15 protein-coding genes are annotated in these 17,622 nt (G+C 69.3%); 11 read left to right on the forward strand and 4 right to left on the reverse strand.

The window, feature by feature from the left end; translation table 11 throughout:
• The first annotated feature begins 6 nt into the window (after positions 1-6).
• From gcvP to AC07OC_RS04635, 5 genes are all read left to right on the forward strand, one after another.
• Positions 7-2,916 carry an aminomethyl-transferring glycine dehydrogenase gene (gene gcvP, locus AC07OC_RS04615; protein ID WP_218338723.1) on the forward strand — a complete coding sequence of 970 codons (2,910 nt, stop codon included), beginning with the start codon at positions 7-9 and terminating at the stop codon, positions 2,914-2,916.
• Between the two features lie 174 nt (positions 2,917-3,090).
• Entirely contained in the window at positions 3,091-3,495 is a 405-nt protein-coding gene (locus tag AC07OC_RS04620; RefSeq protein WP_218338724.1) for an FKBP-type peptidyl-prolyl cis-trans isomerase, read from the forward strand.
• 8 nt (positions 3,496-3,503) lie between these two features.
• A complete protein-coding gene (locus AC07OC_RS04625; RefSeq protein ID WP_218295234.1) occupies positions 3,504-4,565 on the forward strand; it encodes a MerR family transcriptional regulator in 1,062 nt (353 codons plus the stop codon).
• A gap of 49 nt (positions 4,566-4,614) precedes the next feature.
• Positions 4,615-5,904, forward strand: coding sequence for an acyltransferase family protein (locus AC07OC_RS04630; RefSeq protein WP_218338725.1), 1,290 nt, complete (start codon positions 4,615-4,617; stop codon positions 5,902-5,904).
• A complete protein-coding gene (locus AC07OC_RS04635) occupies positions 5,894-7,264 on the forward strand; it encodes an MFS transporter (RefSeq protein WP_255590821.1) in 1,371 nt (456 codons plus the stop codon). The genes AC07OC_RS04630 and AC07OC_RS04635 overlap by 11 nt, the downstream gene beginning before the upstream one ends.
• A gap of 107 nt (positions 7,265-7,371) precedes the next feature.
• On the opposite strand, the gene AC07OC_RS04640 is transcribed toward AC07OC_RS04635, so the two are convergent.
• Positions 7,372-8,034 carry an NAD(P)H-dependent oxidoreductase gene (locus AC07OC_RS04640; RefSeq protein WP_218295236.1) on the reverse strand — a complete coding sequence of 221 codons (663 nt, stop codon included), beginning with the start codon at positions 8,032-8,034 and terminating at the stop codon, positions 7,372-7,374.
• A gap of 356 nt (positions 8,035-8,390) precedes the next feature.
• On the opposite strand from AC07OC_RS04640, the gene AC07OC_RS04645 reads away from it, so the two are divergent.
• Both AC07OC_RS04645 and AC07OC_RS04650 read left to right on the forward strand, forming a co-directional pair.
• Entirely contained in the window at positions 8,391-10,607 is a 2,217-nt protein-coding gene (locus AC07OC_RS04645) for a hybrid sensor histidine kinase/response regulator (protein WP_218338726.1), read from the forward strand.
• On the forward strand, positions 10,594-11,307 hold the full coding sequence (locus AC07OC_RS04650; RefSeq protein WP_218338727.1) for an RluA family pseudouridine synthase: 714 nt from the start codon (positions 10,594-10,596) through the stop codon (positions 11,305-11,307). The genes AC07OC_RS04645 and AC07OC_RS04650 overlap by 14 nt, the downstream gene beginning before the upstream one ends.
• A gap of 24 nt (positions 11,308-11,331) precedes the next feature.
• Here the strand turns inward: AC07OC_RS04650 and AC07OC_RS04655 are convergent, their stop codons facing one another.
• A complete protein-coding gene (locus AC07OC_RS04655) occupies positions 11,332-12,225 on the reverse strand; it encodes an EamA family transporter (protein WP_218338728.1) in 894 nt (297 codons plus the stop codon).
• A 77-nt stretch (positions 12,226-12,302) separates the two neighbouring features.
• Here AC07OC_RS04655 and AC07OC_RS04660 point away from each other — a divergent pair, with 77 nt between their 5' ends.
• The 4 genes from AC07OC_RS04660 (at position 12,303) to AC07OC_RS04675 (ending at position 16,043) form a co-directional block, all read left to right on the forward strand.
• Positions 12,303-12,818: a MarR family winged helix-turn-helix transcriptional regulator gene (locus AC07OC_RS04660; RefSeq protein WP_218295240.1), complete on the forward strand. Its 516-nt coding sequence runs from the start codon at positions 12,303-12,305 to the stop codon at positions 12,816-12,818.
• A 28-nt stretch (positions 12,819-12,846) separates the two neighbouring features.
• On the forward strand, positions 12,847-13,608 hold the full coding sequence (locus AC07OC_RS04665; RefSeq protein WP_218338729.1) for an SDR family NAD(P)-dependent oxidoreductase: 762 nt from the start codon (positions 12,847-12,849) through the stop codon (positions 13,606-13,608).
• 93 nt (positions 13,609-13,701) lie between these two features.
• Entirely contained in the window at positions 13,702-14,886 is a 1,185-nt protein-coding gene (gene bktB, locus AC07OC_RS04670; RefSeq protein ID WP_494600438.1) for a beta-ketothiolase BktB, read from the forward strand.
• 173 nt (positions 14,887-15,059) lie between these two features.
• Complete coding sequence (locus tag AC07OC_RS04675; RefSeq protein WP_494600439.1) at positions 15,060-16,043, forward strand: tripartite tricarboxylate transporter substrate binding protein; 984 nt, start codon at positions 15,060-15,062, stop codon at positions 16,041-16,043.
• 198 nt (positions 16,044-16,241) lie between these two features.
• Here AC07OC_RS04675 and AC07OC_RS04680 read toward each other — a convergent pair whose 3' ends face one another.
• The gene (locus tag AC07OC_RS04680; protein WP_218295244.1) at positions 16,242-16,679 is read right to left on the reverse strand and encodes a universal stress protein; all 438 of its coding nucleotides are present in this window, start codon (positions 16,677-16,679) and stop codon (positions 16,242-16,244) included.
• Between the two features lie 123 nt (positions 16,680-16,802).
• On the reverse strand, positions 16,803-17,582 hold the full coding sequence (locus AC07OC_RS04685; protein ID WP_494600440.1) for a 2OG-Fe dioxygenase family protein: 780 nt from the start codon (positions 17,580-17,582) through the stop codon (positions 16,803-16,805).
• Positions 17,583-17,622 lie beyond the last annotated feature (40 nt).

The following is a 17,622-nucleotide window of genomic DNA, read 5'->3' on the forward strand; positions in this document are numbered from 1 at the left end:
CCGCCGATGACCTCCCAAGCCCCCCTGCCCACCCTCGCCGCACTCGAGAACACCACCGAGTTCCTGCCCCGCCATATCGGCATCGACGCAGCTGACGAAGCCCACATGCTGTCCGTGATCGGCGAAGCCTCGCGCAGCGCGCTCATCGAGAGCATCGTGCCGCGCTCCATCGCGCGCAGCCGCGCGATGTCGCTGCCCCGGCCCGCCACGGAAGCCGCTGCGCTGGCCGAACTCAAGGCAATGGCGTCCAAGAACAAGGTTCTGCGGAGCTTCATCGGCCAGGGCTACTACGACACGCACACGCCGGGCGTCATCCTGCGCAACATTCTCGAAAACCCCGCCTGGTACACCGCCTACACGCCCTACCAAGCCGAGATCTCGCAGGGCCGCATGGAGGCGCTGGTCAACTTCCAGACCATGGTGTGCGACCTGACCGGCATGCCGATCGCCAACGCGTCCATGCTGGATGAAGCCACGGCCGCCGCCGAGGCCATGACCCTGGCCAGGCGCTCGGTCAAGAGCAAGAGCAATGTGTTCGTGGTGGCCGGCGACGCGCACCCGCAGACCATCGAAGTCATCCAGACCCGCGCCAGGCCCCTGGGCCTGGAAGTGCGCCTGGCCAACTCCGCCGAGGAATGGAACGACCTGCTGGCCGGCGACTACTTCGCCGTGCTGGCCCAGTACCCCGCCACCAGCGGCCGCATCGACGACCTGTGCGCCGATGTGGACAAGGCGCATGCCAAGCAAGCCGCCTTCATCGTGGCCGCCGACCTGCTGGCCCTGACGCTCATCACGCCCCCGGGGGAATACGGCGCCGACATCGTGGTCGGCACCACCCAGCGCTTTGGCATGCCCATGGGCGCGGGCGGCCCGCACGCCGCCTACATGGCCTGCCGCGACGAGTTCAAGCGCAGCCTGCCCGGCCGCCTGGTGGGCGTGAGCGTGGACGTGCACGGCCAGCCCGCCTACCGCCTGGCGCTGCAGACGCGCGAGCAGCACATCCGCCGCGAAAAGGCCACGTCCAATATCTGCACTGCGCAGGTGCTGCCTGCCGTGATCGCCAGCATGTACGCCGTGTACCACGGCCCGGACGGCCTGAAACGCATCGCGCAGCGCGTGGCCAGCTACACGGCCATCCTGGCCAGGGGACTCACGCAGCTGGGCGCCCCCGTGCGCCCCCAGGGCTGCTTCGACACGCTCACGCTCAAAACCGACGGCGCTACCAAATCAATAGCTGCTCGCGCAGTGCAGATGGGCGCCAACCTGCGAATCTACTTCGAGAACTACCTCTGCATCTCGCTCGACGAGACAACCACGCGCGCCGATGTCGAACTGCTGTGGAAGATCTTCGCCCAGGACGGCCAGGCCCTGCCCACCTTCGAGGCGTTCGAGCACGGCGTGGAGCCGCTGATTCCCGCCGGGCTGCGCCGCGCCAGCAGCTACCTCACGCACCCGGTGTTCAACACACACCACTCCGAAACCGGCATGCTGCGCTACATCCGCCAGCTGTCCGACAAGGACCTCGCGCTCGACCGCAGCATGATCCCGCTGGGCAGCTGCACCATGAAACTCAACGCCACGAGCGAGATGATCCCCATCACCTGGCCCGAATTCGCCGGCGTGCACCCGTTTGCCCCCGCCGACCAGCTCCAGGGCTACCGCGAACTGGATGAACAGCTGCGTGCCTGGCTGTGCGAAGCGACCGGCTACGCGGGCATCAGCCTGCAGCCCAACGCCGGTTCGCAGGGCGAATATGCCGGCCTGCTGGCCATCAAGGCCTACCACGAGGCCCAGGGCGAGGGCCACCGCAACATCTGCCTGATCCCCAGCAGCGCGCACGGCACCAACCCCGCCAGTGCCCAGATGGTGGGTATGCAGGTGGTGGTGACGGCCTGCGACGCCAATGGCAACGTGGACCTGGCGGACCTGAAGGCCAAGTGCGAGCTGCACAGCGCGCACATTGCCTGCGTGATGATCACCTACCCCAGCACGCACGGCGTGTTCGAGACCCAGGTGAAGGAGCTGTGTGCCCTGGTGCACAGCCACGGCGGGCGCGTCTACGTGGACGGCGCCAACATGAACGCCCTGGTGGGCGTGGCCGCCCCCGGCGAGTTCGGCGGCGACGTGAGCCACCTGAACCTGCACAAGACCTTCTGCATTCCCCATGGCGGCGGCGGCCCCGGCGTGGGCCCCGTGTGCGTGGTGGAAGACCTCGTGCCCTACCTGCCCGGCCAGCCCGGCCGTGGCGACCAGCCCCTGGAGCCGGGCGCCGGCAAGGTCGGCCCCGTCAGCGCCGCCCCGCTGGGCAACGCCGCGGTGCTGCCCATCAGCTGGATGTACTGCCGCATGATGGGTGCCGAGGGCCTGCAGGCCGCGACCGAGACGGCCATCCTCAGCGCCAACTACATCAGCGCGCGCCTGAAGGACCACTACCCCACGCTCTACGCCTCGGCCAACGGCCATGTGGCGCACGAGTGCATCCTGGACCTGCGCGGCCTCAAGGACACCAGCGGCGTGATGGCCGAGGACGTGGCCAAGCGCCTGATCGACTACGGCTTCCATGCGCCCACGCTGTCCTTCCCCGTGCCCAACACGCTGATGGTGGAGCCCACCGAAAGCGAAACGCTGTTCGAGATCGACCGCTTCATCGACGCGATGATCGCCATCCGCGAGGAAATCCGGCAAATCGAAAATGGCGCGCTGCCGCAGGACGACAACCCGCTCAAGAACGCGCCTCACACGGCGCAAAGCCTGCTGGGCGCGCAGTGGACCCGCCCCTACGCCCGCGAGACCGCCGCCTATCCCGTGGCCGCCCTGCGCAGCAGCAAGTACTGGTCGCCTGTGGGGCGCGTGGACAACGTGTGGGGCGACCGCAACCTGGCGTGCAACTGCATCCCGGTGTCCGACTACGCCTGATCCCAGCGGGCAGGCGCCCGGCGCCGTTCCTCCCCGCCCACCACAAGCCTTCGTGCAGCCTGCCCGCACGAAGGCTTTTTTATTGCCCGCCCCCCACCGGCGGCCCACGGGCAGCCGCCGGAACGCGACTAAGATCGCGGGCTGTCCGATACACCCACCTCCAAGGAGACCCCTTTGCGAAACCTTTTTTGCGCACTGCTTGCCGGCTTTGTGATCGCCCCCGCCGCCATGGCGCAGGCCAAGCCCGTCACCACGGCCAGCGGCCTGGTCTATGAGTCCCTCAAGGAAGGCACGGGCGAATCGCCCAAGGCCACCGACACGGTGAAGGTGCACTACAAGGGCACGTTCCTGGACGGCAAGGAATTCGACAGCTCCTACAAGCGCGGCGAGCCCACCGAGTTCCCGCTCAACCGCGTGATCCCCTGCTGGACCGAAGGCGTGCAGCGCATGAAACCCGGCGGCAAGGCCAAGCTGACCTGCCCGGCAGCGATTGCCTATGGCGAGCGCGGCGCTGGCGGGGTGATTCCGCCCAACAGCACGCTCAACTTCGAGATCGAGCTGATCTCGGTGCGCAAGTAAGAAGATCCATGCTGCTGAAGGTCGGTGACCTCGCGCGGCGCACCGGCCTCACGGTGCGCACGCTGCACCACTACGACGAAATCGGGCTGCTCAAGCCCTCGGGCCGGTCGGACGCCGGCTACCGGCTGTACAGCCAGGCCGACGTGCAGCGGCTGCATGGCATCCAGACCATGCGGCAGATGGGCCTGCCGCTCAGCGACATCGGCGACCTGCTGGTGGGCGACACCATGGCGCCCGAGCGCATCATCGGCCAGCAGATCCGCGCGCTCGACCAACAGATATCGCAAGCCACCGAACTGCGCGGCCGCCTGACCATGCTGCGCGATGGCCTGATGGCAGGGGCCGAGCCCGACATGGGCAACTGGCTCGAAGCGCTGGCGCTCATGACGACCTATGGCAAGTACTTCAGCTCGGCCGAGCTCAAGCAGATCTTCACCAACTGGAGCCTGATCGAAGCCGACTGGCTGGTCGTGAAGGACCTGGTGCAGAGCGCCATGGACCGCCAGCTGCCGCCCGACGCCCCGGAGGTGCAGGCGCTGGCGTACCGCTGGATGGCGCTGATGCTGCACTGGATGGGCGGCGACATGGACCTGCTGGAGCGCTGGGGCCACATGTTCCGCACCGAGCCCACCACCCACGGCCGCAACCATGCGCCGCCGGGCGAAATGATCGAGTACGTCGAAGTCGCCATCAAGCTGCGCATGAACCTGCTCGACAAGTACCTGACCCGCGACGACCTGCGCGCGCTGGGCCATGTGCCCCACACCCAGTGGGCGGCGCTGGAGTGCTCGGTGCAGCAACTGCTGGCGCGCGGAGTGGCCCCGCAGCACGCCGACGCTGCGGCGGCGGCACGGCGCTGGGATGCGCTGTTCGGCCAGCTGACACGCAACGATGCGGCGCTGCGCCAGAAGCTGCTCACCGCGTCGATGCAGGAGCCCTTGCTGCAGGCGGGCTCGCCACTGAGCGCGCCCGTGCGTGCGTACCTGCACGCTGCCCTCGCCCACGTGCATGCCGCCGCTGCGGGGCCAGCCGCGCCACCCATCCGTAAAAAAGCAGTAAAAATCGCTTGACCCTCACGCAACGTGAGGCTTGACAGTCGGTCTTCTGACAGACCGACCCATGACTGCCGACCCTTCCTCTCCCGTTCTCCCCGCGTCCCCTGCCGCCGCAGGGCGCCTGCACGCGCTGGACCACCTGCGCGCCACCATGATGTGGCTGGGCATCGTGCTGCACGCATCCACCGCGTACATGGCAGCCCCCTCGCCCCTGCCCTGGCACGACGACCTGTCCACGCCCGTGGCCGACCTGCTGGTGGCGGTGATCCACGCGTTTCGCATGCCGCTGTTCTTCATCCTGGCGGGGTTCTTCGTGGCACTGCTGGTGCAGCAGCGTGGGCTGGCCGGCATGGCCCGCCACCGCGTGCGCCGCCTGGGCCTGCCGTTCGCGGTGTTCTGGCCGCCGCTGTTCATCGCCACCACCCTGCTCGGGCTGATGTTCCTGCACCGCATGGCGCACGGCACCTGGGGTGTGGACCGCAGCCTGCTGCCCCGGGGCCCCAACGTGCCGCAAGGCCCGCCCACCATGCACCTGTGGTTCCTGTGGATGCTGCTGTGGCTGACCTTGCTCACCCCACCGGTGTGGGCCATGGCCCGGGCGCTGCCACAGTCCGCGCAGCGCGCCCTGCAGGCCATCGCGGCATGGCTGTGCGCATCGCCGGTGGGTGGGGTGGTGCTCACGCTGCCGCTGGCCTGGATCGGCGCGCACTACGACCACGGCATCGTCACACCCAGTGGGTCCTTCCTGCCGCCGCTTGCGGAATGGGTGCACAACGGCCTGTTCTATGCATTCGGCCTGTGCCTGTACGCCCAGCGGCGACGGCTGATGGCGCGCTACGAACGGCTGTGGCCGGTGTTCGCCGCCGCGGGTCTTGCGTGCTTCGTGGTGACCGGGTTTCTGTCGGAGATATTGGCCCAGCCCGAAGCATCGGCCTTTGCGCTGGTGCTGCTGACCGGTGGCTTCACCGACGTGCTGGCCGCGCCCGTGTCGGCCACCCGGCACCTCCAGTTCTGGATGGCGCTGGCCTACAACGCCGCGTCCTGGCTGTGGAGCTTTGCGCTCATCGGCCTGTTTCTGCGGCATATGGCGCGGCCCAGGGCCTGGCTGGCCTACCTGGCAGACAGCGCGTACTGGGTGTACCTGGTGCACCTGCCGCTGACGGTGGGCTTTGGCGCGCTGCTGTACGGCGTGCCGATCCCCGCGACGGCCAAGATCTTTCTCAACGTGCTGGCGACCACGGCCCTGTGTTTGGCCAGCTATCACTTGTGTGTCCGCTTTACCGCGGTGGGCCAGTTGTTCAACGGCCACCGCCATTCCCGCCCCTACCCTGGAGAACCTGCCCATGCCCACTGACACCCCCACCCGCGACAATCCGCCGCCGCGCACCGAGCATGCCCAGCCCGCCCCGGCAAACGGGGACCCGCGCGCCGTGCTGCTCAAGGACCGCAACTTCCGCTGGCTGACCGGCGGCGCATTCCTCTCGATGCTGGGCGACCAGTTCACGCTCATCGCCCTGCCCTGGCTGGTGCTGCAGATGACCGGCGACACGCTGGTGCTGGGCACCGTGCTGGCGCTCATCAGCGTGCCGCGCGCGCTGTTCATCCTGATCGGCGGCGCGCTGGTGGACCGCCACTCGCCCAAGCAGGTGCTGATGATCACCAAGTACATCAATCTGGTGCTGCTGGCCGTGCTGGCCGCCCTGGTGCTGGCCGGCAGCCTGACGCTGTGGATGGTGTACGCGCTGTCGCTGGGCATTGGCCTGGCCACGGCGTTCAGCATCCCGGCGGGGGTCGCGATGATGCCGCACGTGGTGGCCCGCCACCAGCTGCAGGCCGCCAATGGCGTGAACCTGGGCCTGCGCCAGCTCACCATGTTCCTGGGCCCGCTGCTCGCGGGCCTGCTCATCGCGCTGTTTGGCGACGCCGCCACGGCCGGCGCCGGCGGCCATGGCGGCACCCGCGCCAACGCCACCGGCATTGGCCTGGCCTTCGCGCTGGACGCACTGAGCTTTGCGCTGTCGGCCTGGACGCTCTCCAAGGTGCGCACCCACGGCGGCACGCCGCAGCCCGCGGCGGCCCCGCAGGCCGTGCTGTCATCGGTGGCGCAAGGACTGGTTCATTTCTGGCGCGACGGCGAGCTGCGCACCTGCTTTCTCTACTGGAGCGCCATTGCCCTGTTCATCATGGGCCCCATCCACATCGCCATCCCGGTGCTGGCCAGCAGCACGCCGCAGCTGGGCGCGGCGGCCTTCGGCATCATGGTGGGCGCCCATGGCGCGGGAACATTGCTGGGCATGGTGGTGTCCGGCATGGTGCCCCGGCTGCGCATCGGCAGCCTGGGCATGACCATCCTCGCGTTCGATGCGGTCATCGGCGCCCTGTTCATGCCCATGGGCCTGATCACGGCCGTGTGGCAGGGCTCTGTGCTGATGCTCGCCATCGGCCTGCTGGGCGGCTTCATGCAGGTGAGCGTGTTCACCTGGATCCAGCAGCGCGTGCCTCCCGCGCTGCTGGGCCGCGCGATGAGCCTGTTCATGTTCATCTTCATGGGCCTGGCACCCATCTCCGCCGCCGTCACGGGCTGGGTGATGAAGAGCATCACGCTGGCCCAGCTGTTCGCGGCCAGCGGCGGCACGCTGGTCGTGCTGGCGGCGCTGGCCTTCGTGCTGACGCCCATGCGCCGCGTGAGCGATGCACCTGCGGCGGTGCGCTGAAACCCCAGAACCCGGCCGCACCCAGGAAGGGGGCGGCCGGGAGGGTCGGTATACGAGGCCTGGGACAAGCTGCCTAGCGCAGGCGCACGCGGGAAACCCCGCCGGGCTCAGACCTCGGTCACGAACTGCTCGCGGGGGCGGCGCACCTTCTTCAGGCTCACCAGCCAGTCGCCCTCCTCGGCACGATAGCCCAGCGGGAGAATCGAGACGCTGCGCAGGCCGCGTGCACGCAGGCCCAGGATCTCATCGAGCGCGTTGGGGTCGAACCCCTCCATCGGCGTGGAGTCCACCTCCTCGAACGCGGCGGCAATCAGGGCCGCGCTCATGCCGATGTAGGCCTGGCGCGCCGCGTGCTGGAAGTTCACCTCCGCATCGCGCTGGGGGTAGCTGGAGAGCAGCATCTGGCGGTAGTTTTCCCAGCCCTCGTTCTTGAAGCCGCGCTGGTCATTGGTCAGGTCGAACATCATGTTGATGCGCTCGGCCGTGTAGTTGTCCCACGCCGCGAACACCAGCAGGTGGGAGCCGTCGGTGATCTGCGCCTGGTTCCATGCGATGGGCTGGATGCGCGCGCGCACGGCGGGGTCGGTCACCACGATGATCTCGAAGGGCTGCAGTCCGCTGGAGGTGGGGGCGAGGCGCGCGGCTTCGAGAATGCGCTCGACCTTGTCCTGCGGCACCGCCTTGGCGGGGTTCATCTTCTTGGCGGCATAGCGCCATTGCAGTTTGTTCAGCAGGGGCTGGGCGGCCGCAGTGGTATCAAGGGTGGTCATGGTCGAATCCTGTGGTGAAAGGGTATTTGCAGGGCATGGGTGACAAGGGCCCGGTGTAATGAACTGTAGGCAAACACCCCCGGTTCGGTAAGCCATCCCCGGGAAAAGCATTGTTCCCATTTGGCCAACAATCGGCCCTTGAAATACGGGTTACCGGCCCGTGCCCGCACGCGTGCGCCGCTTCGCGGGGGGTGCCCTGCGGCGGCTCCCTTGTGCGTCCAGGGGTTACGCCGTGGCCCCCCAGGGGCCAGGCCTCACGGGCGTACACTTGCGCGCATGCGCCCCGGGCGGCCCCGGCTGGGCGCCCCACCACGCCCGCGCCTGCCTCTCCTTCACGTTGACGCCACGCCCCCTTCATGAGCGAACCCGACCTGTCCTTTCTGGATCCTGCCCGCCGGATGCCAGCCCATGCGGCGGACACCGCGGGCCCACCCGTCGTGCGGACGGCGCCGCCTGCCGCGCGGGAGGTCTCGCCGGCCGACAGCCTGGTGGCGGAGCTGCGGGCCTACCAGGCCGAACTCGAGAGCCAGAACAAGGTCCTGCGCTACAGCCAGACGGTGGCCGAAAGTGCCTACGAGCGCTTCGAGACGCTGTTCGCCAGCGTGCCGCTGGCCCTCATGGTGGTGGACGAGCACGATCTGGTGGTGCAGGCGAACTCCATGGCGCACCGATCATTCCAGCCCACCGAGCGCGACCGCCCTCTCTCGGCGCTGATGCCCTTCGTGCGCGCGCAGGACGCCAGGCGCGTGCGCGAGGCCTTCGCGCTGGCGCGGGACCTGGGCCGCAGCGAGGCCAAGGAGGTCGTGTTTTCCATCAATGCGGACACGCGCATCACCGGCGACCTGCACATCGCGCACATCGAGGCACCACAAAGCAACGGCCCGCCGCTGCCGCAGTTCCTGTGCGCGGTGATCGACCAGGGCCCGCTGCTCGCGGAACGCCAGGCGCTGCAACACAGCGCGGCCACATTGCAGCAGCGCAACGAGCAGCTGCACGCGAGCGAAAGGCGGCTCGAAGCCGTCATCAACTCGGCGCTGGACGCCATCATCTGCGTGGACCAGCACCGGCGCATCACGGTCTTCAACCCCACAGCGGCCGCGCTGTTCCAGTGCAGCGCGAGCGATGCGCTGGGCAGCACCCTCGACCGCTTCCTGCCCGATGCCGCCCAGGCCCTGGCGTTTGCGCAGCTCACCACGCAGGCCATGCTGGGCGAGATGACCGCCCTCACCGCCAGCGGCAAGGAGCTGGCCGTGGAAGTGAGCGTCTCGTTCGAGCGCCACGCCGAAGGCGAAACCACCACCGTCTTCGCCCGCGACCTCACGGGCCGCAAGAAGGCCGAGGCGCACCGCAACGAACTCGAGGCGCAGCTGCGCGAGTCGCAGAAGATGCAGGCCGTGGGCACCATGGCCGGCGGCATCGCGCACGATTTCAACAACATCCTGGGGGCCATTCTGGGCAACGTGGCGCTGGCCCAGGCCGACTGCGCGCCGGGCTCTCCCGTGCTGGTGAGCCTGGGGGAAATCGACAAGGCCGGCCGCCGCGCGCGCGACTTGGTGCGCCAGATCCTCACCTTCAGCCGCAACGAACCGCCACAGCGCTCAGCCGTGTCGCTGGCCGAGGTCGTGCACGACACCGAGCGCCTGCTGCGCGTGACCCTTCCACCCGCCATCGAGCTGCACATGCAGCTGCAGGCGGGCCTGCCGCCTGTTCTGGCGGATGCCACGCAGGTGGAGCAGGCGCTGCTCAACCTCTGCACGAACGCGGTCCACGCCATTGGCACGGAGCGCGGCAGCATCCATGTGGAGGCGGCCACCGTGCAGCCCGACCAGCGCCTGAGCGAACGGCTGGGCCTGGCGCCCGTGGACTACGTGGCCCTGTCGGTGCGCGACAGCGGCCCGGGCATGGATGCGGCGACGCTGGAACGCATCTTCGAGCCGTTCTTCACCACCAAGCCGGTGGGCCAGGGCACCGGCCTGGGCCTGGCGGTGGTGCATGGCGTGATGCGCACCCATGAGGGCGGCGTGGACGTGCACAGCGCGCCGGGCCAGGGCAGCCGGTTCACGCTGTATTTCCCGGTGGCCGCCGCAAGCGCCGCCGCCGAGCCCCCGGTGCCGATGCCGGCAGCGACGGCCCCCGCCCCCGCCGCCGCGCCGGACACACCAGAGCCCCCAGGGTGCGAGCCGCCCCCGAGAAAGCCCCATGTGATGTACGTGGACGATGACGAGGCCCTGGTGTTCCTGGTGCAGCGCCTGCTGCGCCGCCGCGGCTACGAAGTCAGCGGCTTCACCGACCCGCACGAGGCCAAGGCAGCTCTGAACGCGGCGCCCGATTGCTACGACCTGCTCGTGACCGACTACAACATGCCGGGCTTTTGCGGCGTGGACCTGGTGCGGGAGGCCCGCCTCATCCGGCCCGACCTGCCGGTGGCCCTGGCCTCGGGCTACGTCACGGCCGAGATCGAACAGGCCGCGCTGGCCGAGGGCGCGCAGGCGCTGATCCACAAGCCCAACGACGTGGAAGAGCTTTGCGCCACCGTGCAGCGCCTGGTGGGCGGCGACGATGCCGCCCGGTGAAGGCCCCTCCGAGCCCGCGGCCCAGGCGTGCGCGCCTGGAGCCGCCGCCTGCCCCGCCCCACGGGCGCTGTACGAGGACGCGGACCTGCTCGTGCTCTGCAAGCCGTCGGGCCTGCTGTGCGTGCCCGGGCGCGGCCCGGACAAGCAGGATGCCTTGAGCACCCGCGCCCAGCAGCACTGGCCAGGGGCGCTGATCGTTCACCGGCTGGACCAGGCCACCTCGGGCCTCGTGCTGATGGCGCGCCACCTGGAGGCCCAGCGCCGCCTGAGCCGTGCCTTTGCCGAGCGCACGGTGCACAAGCGGTACCAGGCGGTGGTGCGGGGATGCATGGACCAAGGCACTGCCGACCCCGCGGCATGGCAGGAGATCGACCTGCCCATCGCCGCCGACTGGGCCCGGCGCCCGCTGCGGGTGATCGACGCCACGCAGGGCAAGCCCAGCCTGACCCGCTGGCGCGCGCTGAGCTGCGACCTGGCCGCCCGCACGACGCGGGTCGAGCTTGCGCCCGTCACCGGCCGCACCCACCAGCTGCGTGTGCACCTGGCCGCCGTGGGCCACGCCATCCTGGGAGACGCACTGTATGCCGACGCGGCCACCCAGGGCCTCGCGCCGCGCCTGCTGCTGCATGCCAGCCACCTGGCCTTTGCACACCCGACCACCGGAGCGCACCTTGCCCTCGAATGGGCGGCGGATTTTTGACCCCGCGGCCGGTGCCGCCCGCCGCTACAGCCGCACCGGCGCCACGGGCCGCGACATCGCCCATTGCACCGCCAAGATGCTGGCCAGCACCACCAGCATGCCGGCCAGCGACACGCCCGTCATGGCCTGGCCCAGCAACACCCAGCCCAGCAGCACGGCCGTGACGGGGCTGAGCAGCCCGAGCGACGACACCGCCACCGACGGCAGGCGCGCTATGCCGCGAAACCACAGCGCATAGGCCAGCAACGCGCCCGCGATGCTCAGGTAAAGATACCCGCCCACCTGGGGGGCGGTGAGCGCGGGCAGCGGCGGGTCCACCAGCCAGGCCACGGGCGCGAGCATGATGCCGCCGGCCAGCAGTTGCCACCCCGTGAACGCCAGCACCGGCAGGTCGGACCGCCAGCGCCGCGACCAGAAGGTGCCTGCCGCCATGCACACGGTGCCGACCAATGCCGCGCCGACGCCCACCATGTCCCACCGCGCACCGGGCGACAGCAGCAGTGCGGCCATGCCGAGCACGCCGGCCGCGCCTGCGCCCAGGGCCAGGGCGGGCGGGCGGCGGTGATCCAGTGCCCAGGCCAGGCCCATCACCACCAGCGGGCCCACCGCGCCCACCACGGCGGCCACGCCGCCCGGCAGCCGGTAGGCGGCCACGAACAACAGCGCCTGGAAAACGCCGATGTTGAGCGCCGCCAGCACCATCAGCCGCCGCCAGCCCACCCAGTCGCCCCACGCCGGCCAGCGGCGGCACCACAGCACCAGCAGCAGGCCCGCGGGCAAGGTGCGCAGCAGCGCGGCGGTGAAGGGCCGGTCGGGTGGCAGCAGCTCGGTGGTGACGATGTAGGTGGAGCCCCAGATGACCGGGCCCACGGCCGTGGCGAGCGCATCCAGCCAGGGAGAGGTGCGGGTGCTTTGCATGGCAATTTATCTTCAAATCAAGATAAAAATACTCTACCATACAATCTTGAAATCAAGATAAATCGATCACAAAGCCCATGGCCACCCCACGCCAGCCCGACGCCGTAGACGCCATCCTGGCCCAGTGGAGCCGCGAGCGCCCCGACCTGGATGTAAGCCCCATGGGCCCCATCGGGCGCATCAAGCGCTGCGCCGCGCTGCTGCAGCGCAGGCTCGACGAGACCTTTGCCGGGTTCGGACTGAGCTTCTGGGAGTTCGACGTGCTGGCCACCCTGCGCCGCAGCGGCGCGCCCTACTGCCTGGCGCCGACCACGCTGTTCTCCACCCTCATGGTCACCTCGGGCACCATGACGCACCGCATGGGCAAGCTCGAGGCCCAGGGCTGGATCACGCGCCTGCCCAACCCCGACGATGCGCGCAGCTCGCTGGTGCAGCTCACCGCCGAGGGGCTGGCGCTGATCGACCGCGCTGTCGAGGCCCACGTCGCCAACGAGCACCGCATCCTGGCGCCGCTCAAGGCTGCCGACCTCGCGGCGCTGGACGCGCGGCTGTCGCTGCTGCTCGCGGCGCTGGAGCCTGCCGGAGACAGCTGAGCCGGGCGTCCCGCAGTACGATGGGGGGATGCCTCATACCCACCTCTACATCCTCACCGGCGCATCGCGCGGCATGGGGCTGGCCATGGCCCAGCAACTCCTGCGCAGCGGCAACACCCTCATCTGCATCGCGCGCAGCGCCAATGCCGACCTGGCCACCGAAGCCAAGGCGGCGGGCGTCACCCTCGAACAATGGCAGCAAGACCTCTCGCAGGGCGAGCAGGCGGCGCACAGGCTGCAAAGCTGGCTCGCGGCGCAGGGCCCGCAGGTGTTCGCGAGCGCCACGCTCATCAACAACGCGGGCGTGATCCCGCGCATCGCCCCCCTCTCGGGCAGCGATGCCACCGACCTGGCCCATGCCCTGCGCGTGGGCCTGGAGGCGCCCATGCAGCTCACCGCCGCCTTCCTGGGCGCGACGGATGCCTGGACGGTACCGCGCAAGGTGCTCAACATCTCCTCGGGCCTGGGCCGCCGGGCCATGGCCTCGCAGGCCGCGTACTGCGCCGCCAAGGCGGGCATGGACCATTTCACGCGCTGCGTGGCGCTGGACGAAGCCATCAAGCCCCAGGGCGCCAAGGTATGCTCGCTGGCCCCCGGCGTGATCGACACCGACATGCAGGTGCAGCTGCGCGGCGCCGCCCCCGAGGCGTTCCCGGACCAGCAAAATTTCGCCAACCTCAAGACGGGTGGCCAGCTCACATCGCCTGTCGACGCCGCCACCCGCGTGCTCGCCTGGCTGGAACGCGCAGACTTCGGCACCAACCCGGTGGCCGATGTCCGGGACGCCTAGAGCCCCAATACTCCTGTTTTTATAGCTGCCAGCGCTTTATGGACAAGCGCCAGCGGCCAATTTGATCTGAAACTCATCTGAAAGGACCTCCCCATGACCCGTGAAGTCGTCGTCGTTTCCGCAGTGCGCACCGCCATCGGCACCTTTGGCGGCAGCCTCAAGGACGTGCCCCCCACCGAGCTGGGCGCGCTCGTGGTGCGCGAATCGCTCGCGCGTGCCAACGTGGAAGGCAAGGACGTGGGCCACGTGGTGTTCGGCCACGTGGTCAACACCGAGCCCAAGGACATGTACCTCTCGCGCGTGGCCGCCATCCACGGCGGCTGCGGCGAAGGCACGCCCGCCTACAACGTGAACCGCCTGTGCGGCTCGGGCCTGCAGGCCATCGTCAACGCCAGCCAGTCCATCCTGCTGGGCGACACCGACGTGGCCATTGGCGCCGGGGCCGAGAACATGAGCCGCGTGCCCTTTGCCAGCCTGAACATGCGCTGGGGCGCCCGCATGGGCGACACCAAGATGGTGGACATGATGATCGGCGCGCTGCACGACCCCTTCCACAACATCCACATGGGCGTGACGGCGGAGAACACCGCCGCCAAATGGGGCATCAGCCGCGAAGACCAGGACAAGCTGGCCGTGGAAAGCCACAACAGGGCCGAGCGCGCCACGCAAAACGGCCTGTTCAAGGACCAGATCGTGCCCGTCACCCTGAAAAGCAAGAAGGGCGACGTGTTGTACGCCACCGACGAGCATTTCCGCCCCGGCGCCACGATGGAGGACCTGGCCAGGCTCAAGCCCGTGTTCCAGAAGGAGAACGGCACGGTGACGGCCGGCAACGCCTCGGGCATCAACGACGCCGCCGCCGCCGTGGTGCTGATGGAAGCCGGCGCCGCCAAGGCCCGTGGCGCCAAGCCCCTGGCCCGCCTGGTGGCCTATGCCCACGCGGGCGTGGACCCCAAGTACATGGGCATCGGCCCCGTGCCCGCCACGCAGCTGGCGCTGAAAAAGGCAGGCCTCACGGTGAACGACCTCGACGTGATCGAAGCCAACGAGGCCTTTGCCGCCCAGGCCTGCGCCGTCACCAAGGACCTGGGCCTGGACCCGGCCAAGGTCAACCCGAACGGATCGGGCATCTCGCTGGGCCACCCCATCGGCGCCACCGGCGCGCTCATCACCGTGAAGGCGCTGCACGAACTGCAGCGCGTGCAGGGCCGCTACGCGCTGGTGACCATGTGCATCGGCGGCGGCCAGGGCATCGCCGCGATCTTCGAGCGCATCTGACCCGTGCCGCCCGGCCTTGCCATCGCCAGTGGCGATGTTGCCACCCTGTATCGGCAAGGCCAGCCCCGCGCAGGATCGGCGATCATCCGTGGGTGCTGGCACCAAGACCAGCAGAGCGGAGCGCGCCTGCGCGGCCGCCTGTCCATATTGAACCGACGGAGACATCTCTCACCATGATTCGCACCCTGCTTTCCTTCACCGCCCTCGCCTTCGCCGTGGGCACCACCGCGCACGCCCAGGCCCCCGCACCGGCTGCGGCCTACCCCACCAAGCCCATCCGCCTGATCGTGCCCTTCCCGCCCGGCGGCGGCACCGACATCCTCTCGCGCCTGGTGGCCACCAAGCTCACCGAGAGCGCCAAGTGGACCGTGGTGGCCGACAACAAGGCGGGCGCCGGCGGCACCATCGGCATCGGCGAGGCCGTCAAGGCGGCCCCCACGGGCTATGACCTCGTGATGGGCCAGAAGGACAACCTCGTGATCGGCCCCTGGCTCTACAAGAACCTGCCCTGGGACCCCACCAAGGACCTGACCGCCGTGGCCCACGTCGCCTACACGCCCGTGGTCATCGCCACCAGCGTCAACTCCAAGTACAAGACCCTGGCCGACGTGGTGGCCGCCGCCAAGGCCGCGCCCGGGACCATCACCTATGGCTCGCCCGGCAACGGCACGTCCATCCACCTGGCGGGCGACCTGTTCGAGAAGGCCGCGGGCGTGAAGCTGAGCCACATTCCCTACAAGGGATCCAATCCCGCGCTGATGGATGCGCTGGCGGGCAATGTGGACCTGCTGGTCTCGTCCCTGCCCTCGGCCATGGGCCAGATCAAGTCCGGCAAGCTGCGCCCCCTGGCCGTGACCTCGGCCAAGCGCAGCTCGTCCCTGCCCGAGGTGCCCACCGTGGCCGAGTCGGGCTTCAAGGACTTCGACGTGAGCACCTGGTACGGCGTGTTCGCCCCCGCCGGCACGCCGGCCACCGTGGTGAGTGCCATCAACGCCGAGGTCAACAAGCTGCTGGCCACCGCCGACATGAAGGCCGCCATCCATGCCCAGGGCGCGGAGCCGGAAGCCATGTCCGCCGCGCAGTTCGGCACCCTGCTCAAGACCGACTACGCCAAGTGGAAGGGCATCGTCGAAGCCTCGGGCGCGAAGATTGAGTGACCCCCTGAGGCGCTTCGCGCCTTCCCCCTGAAGGGGGACGCAGCCGGTGGCCTGGCAAAGCCAGATCCACGGGTGCACTGGCGGGGGGCGTGCCTGTTCCACGAGCTGTGGAATGTGGGATGCGCTGGTGCGCGGCGCCATCGAGAACTGAAATGAGGAACGGCTCCTTTCGGAGCCGTTCCTCATGGGGGATGGCGCTCAGTCCCTCACGACCAGCACCGGGATGTGCACCACGCCCAGCACGCGCTGCGTGACGCTGCCCAGCACCAGCTTTTCAAGCCCGCGGCGGCCGTGCGAGCCCATCACGATGAGATCGGCGCCCGTGCTTTCCAGCGCGCGCAGGATGCCTTCATGCACTGCGTGGCCTTCGCCCACCACGGTGGTCACCGGCACGCCAGCCTCGGCCATGGCCTTCTTGGTGGCATCCAGGGCGCTGTTGGCCTCGGCGGTGGCCGCGTTGATGTACTGGGCCTGGCCGTAGGCGAAATCAGCCCCCACGCCCGTGAAGGGATAGGGATCGACCACGTAGACCGCCGTCACGGCGCTGCCAAAGGTCTTGGCCAGGGCCGCGGCCTTGGAGACCGCGAGCATCGAGGTGTTGGAACCGTCGACTGGAACCAGAATGTGCTTGAACATGGTGCTTCTCCTTGAGTTGAGTGTGGGACCTGGCTTGTGGCCCGGCCATGGACATCAGTTTGAACGCCCACCATACCGCGCATCTTGATTCGCATCAAATCGGACGCACTCCCTTGCCGGCGTTCAGCGGCCCGCAGGGGCCTGCCCGACCACATCCGCCCCCTGGAAACCACCCCGGCGGCAGGTGACCACGAGGGTGTCGCGATACCCCCCCTCGCCCAGGGGCTGGATGGGCGTGGATTCATGGATCATGCGCGCATCGTCCAGCAGCAGCAGGGACCACGGCTCGGTCAGCGTGAAGCGCTGGCCGCTGGGGCCCGCCGCCTCGAATACCCGCGTCTCGCCGCCCTTGATGCCCTCGCGCCCCACGAGGAACACGGCCACCAGGTCGACGCCGTCGCGGTGGGCGCCCTCGGGGGTGGGCCGGCCAATGCCGTCGGTGGTGTCGATGCGGAACTGGTGGGCCTCGACGAACCAGGATGCAGGCGCCTCGGAGCGCGCAAACACGGCATCGGACACCCCGGCCAGCGCTGCCAGCAGCTGCTGCCACACCGGCCGGGCGACGGTGGCGGGCTCCATGGGGGCAAACCAGCGCTCCATGCCGCCATGCAGCGCGTTGTACTCCACAGGCTGCCAGTGCGCGCGGTGCGGCACCTGCCGCACCTGCCCGTCCTGCACCACAAAGCAGGCATGGCGGCGGCGGCGGTAGCGCCCGCCGTCCTTGAGGAAATCATCGGGGGGCAGCCCCGCCCAGTCGCCGTTCAGGCCCAGCAATTCCGGCAGGGCGCAGCCCGTCCAGCGGGCCACGTCCGCCGGCGACAGGACGGCAAAGCCGTTCTGCCGCAGCTGGCTGGCGACATCCTGGGGGGCGGTGAAGGGGGGAGAAAAAGTGACTTGGGCCATAGAGGCCCGAGCTTAACCGCTGGTGCCGGCACCGCGTCTG

It is taken from the genome of Acidovorax sp. GW821-FHT10E04 (genome assembly GCF_059415185.1).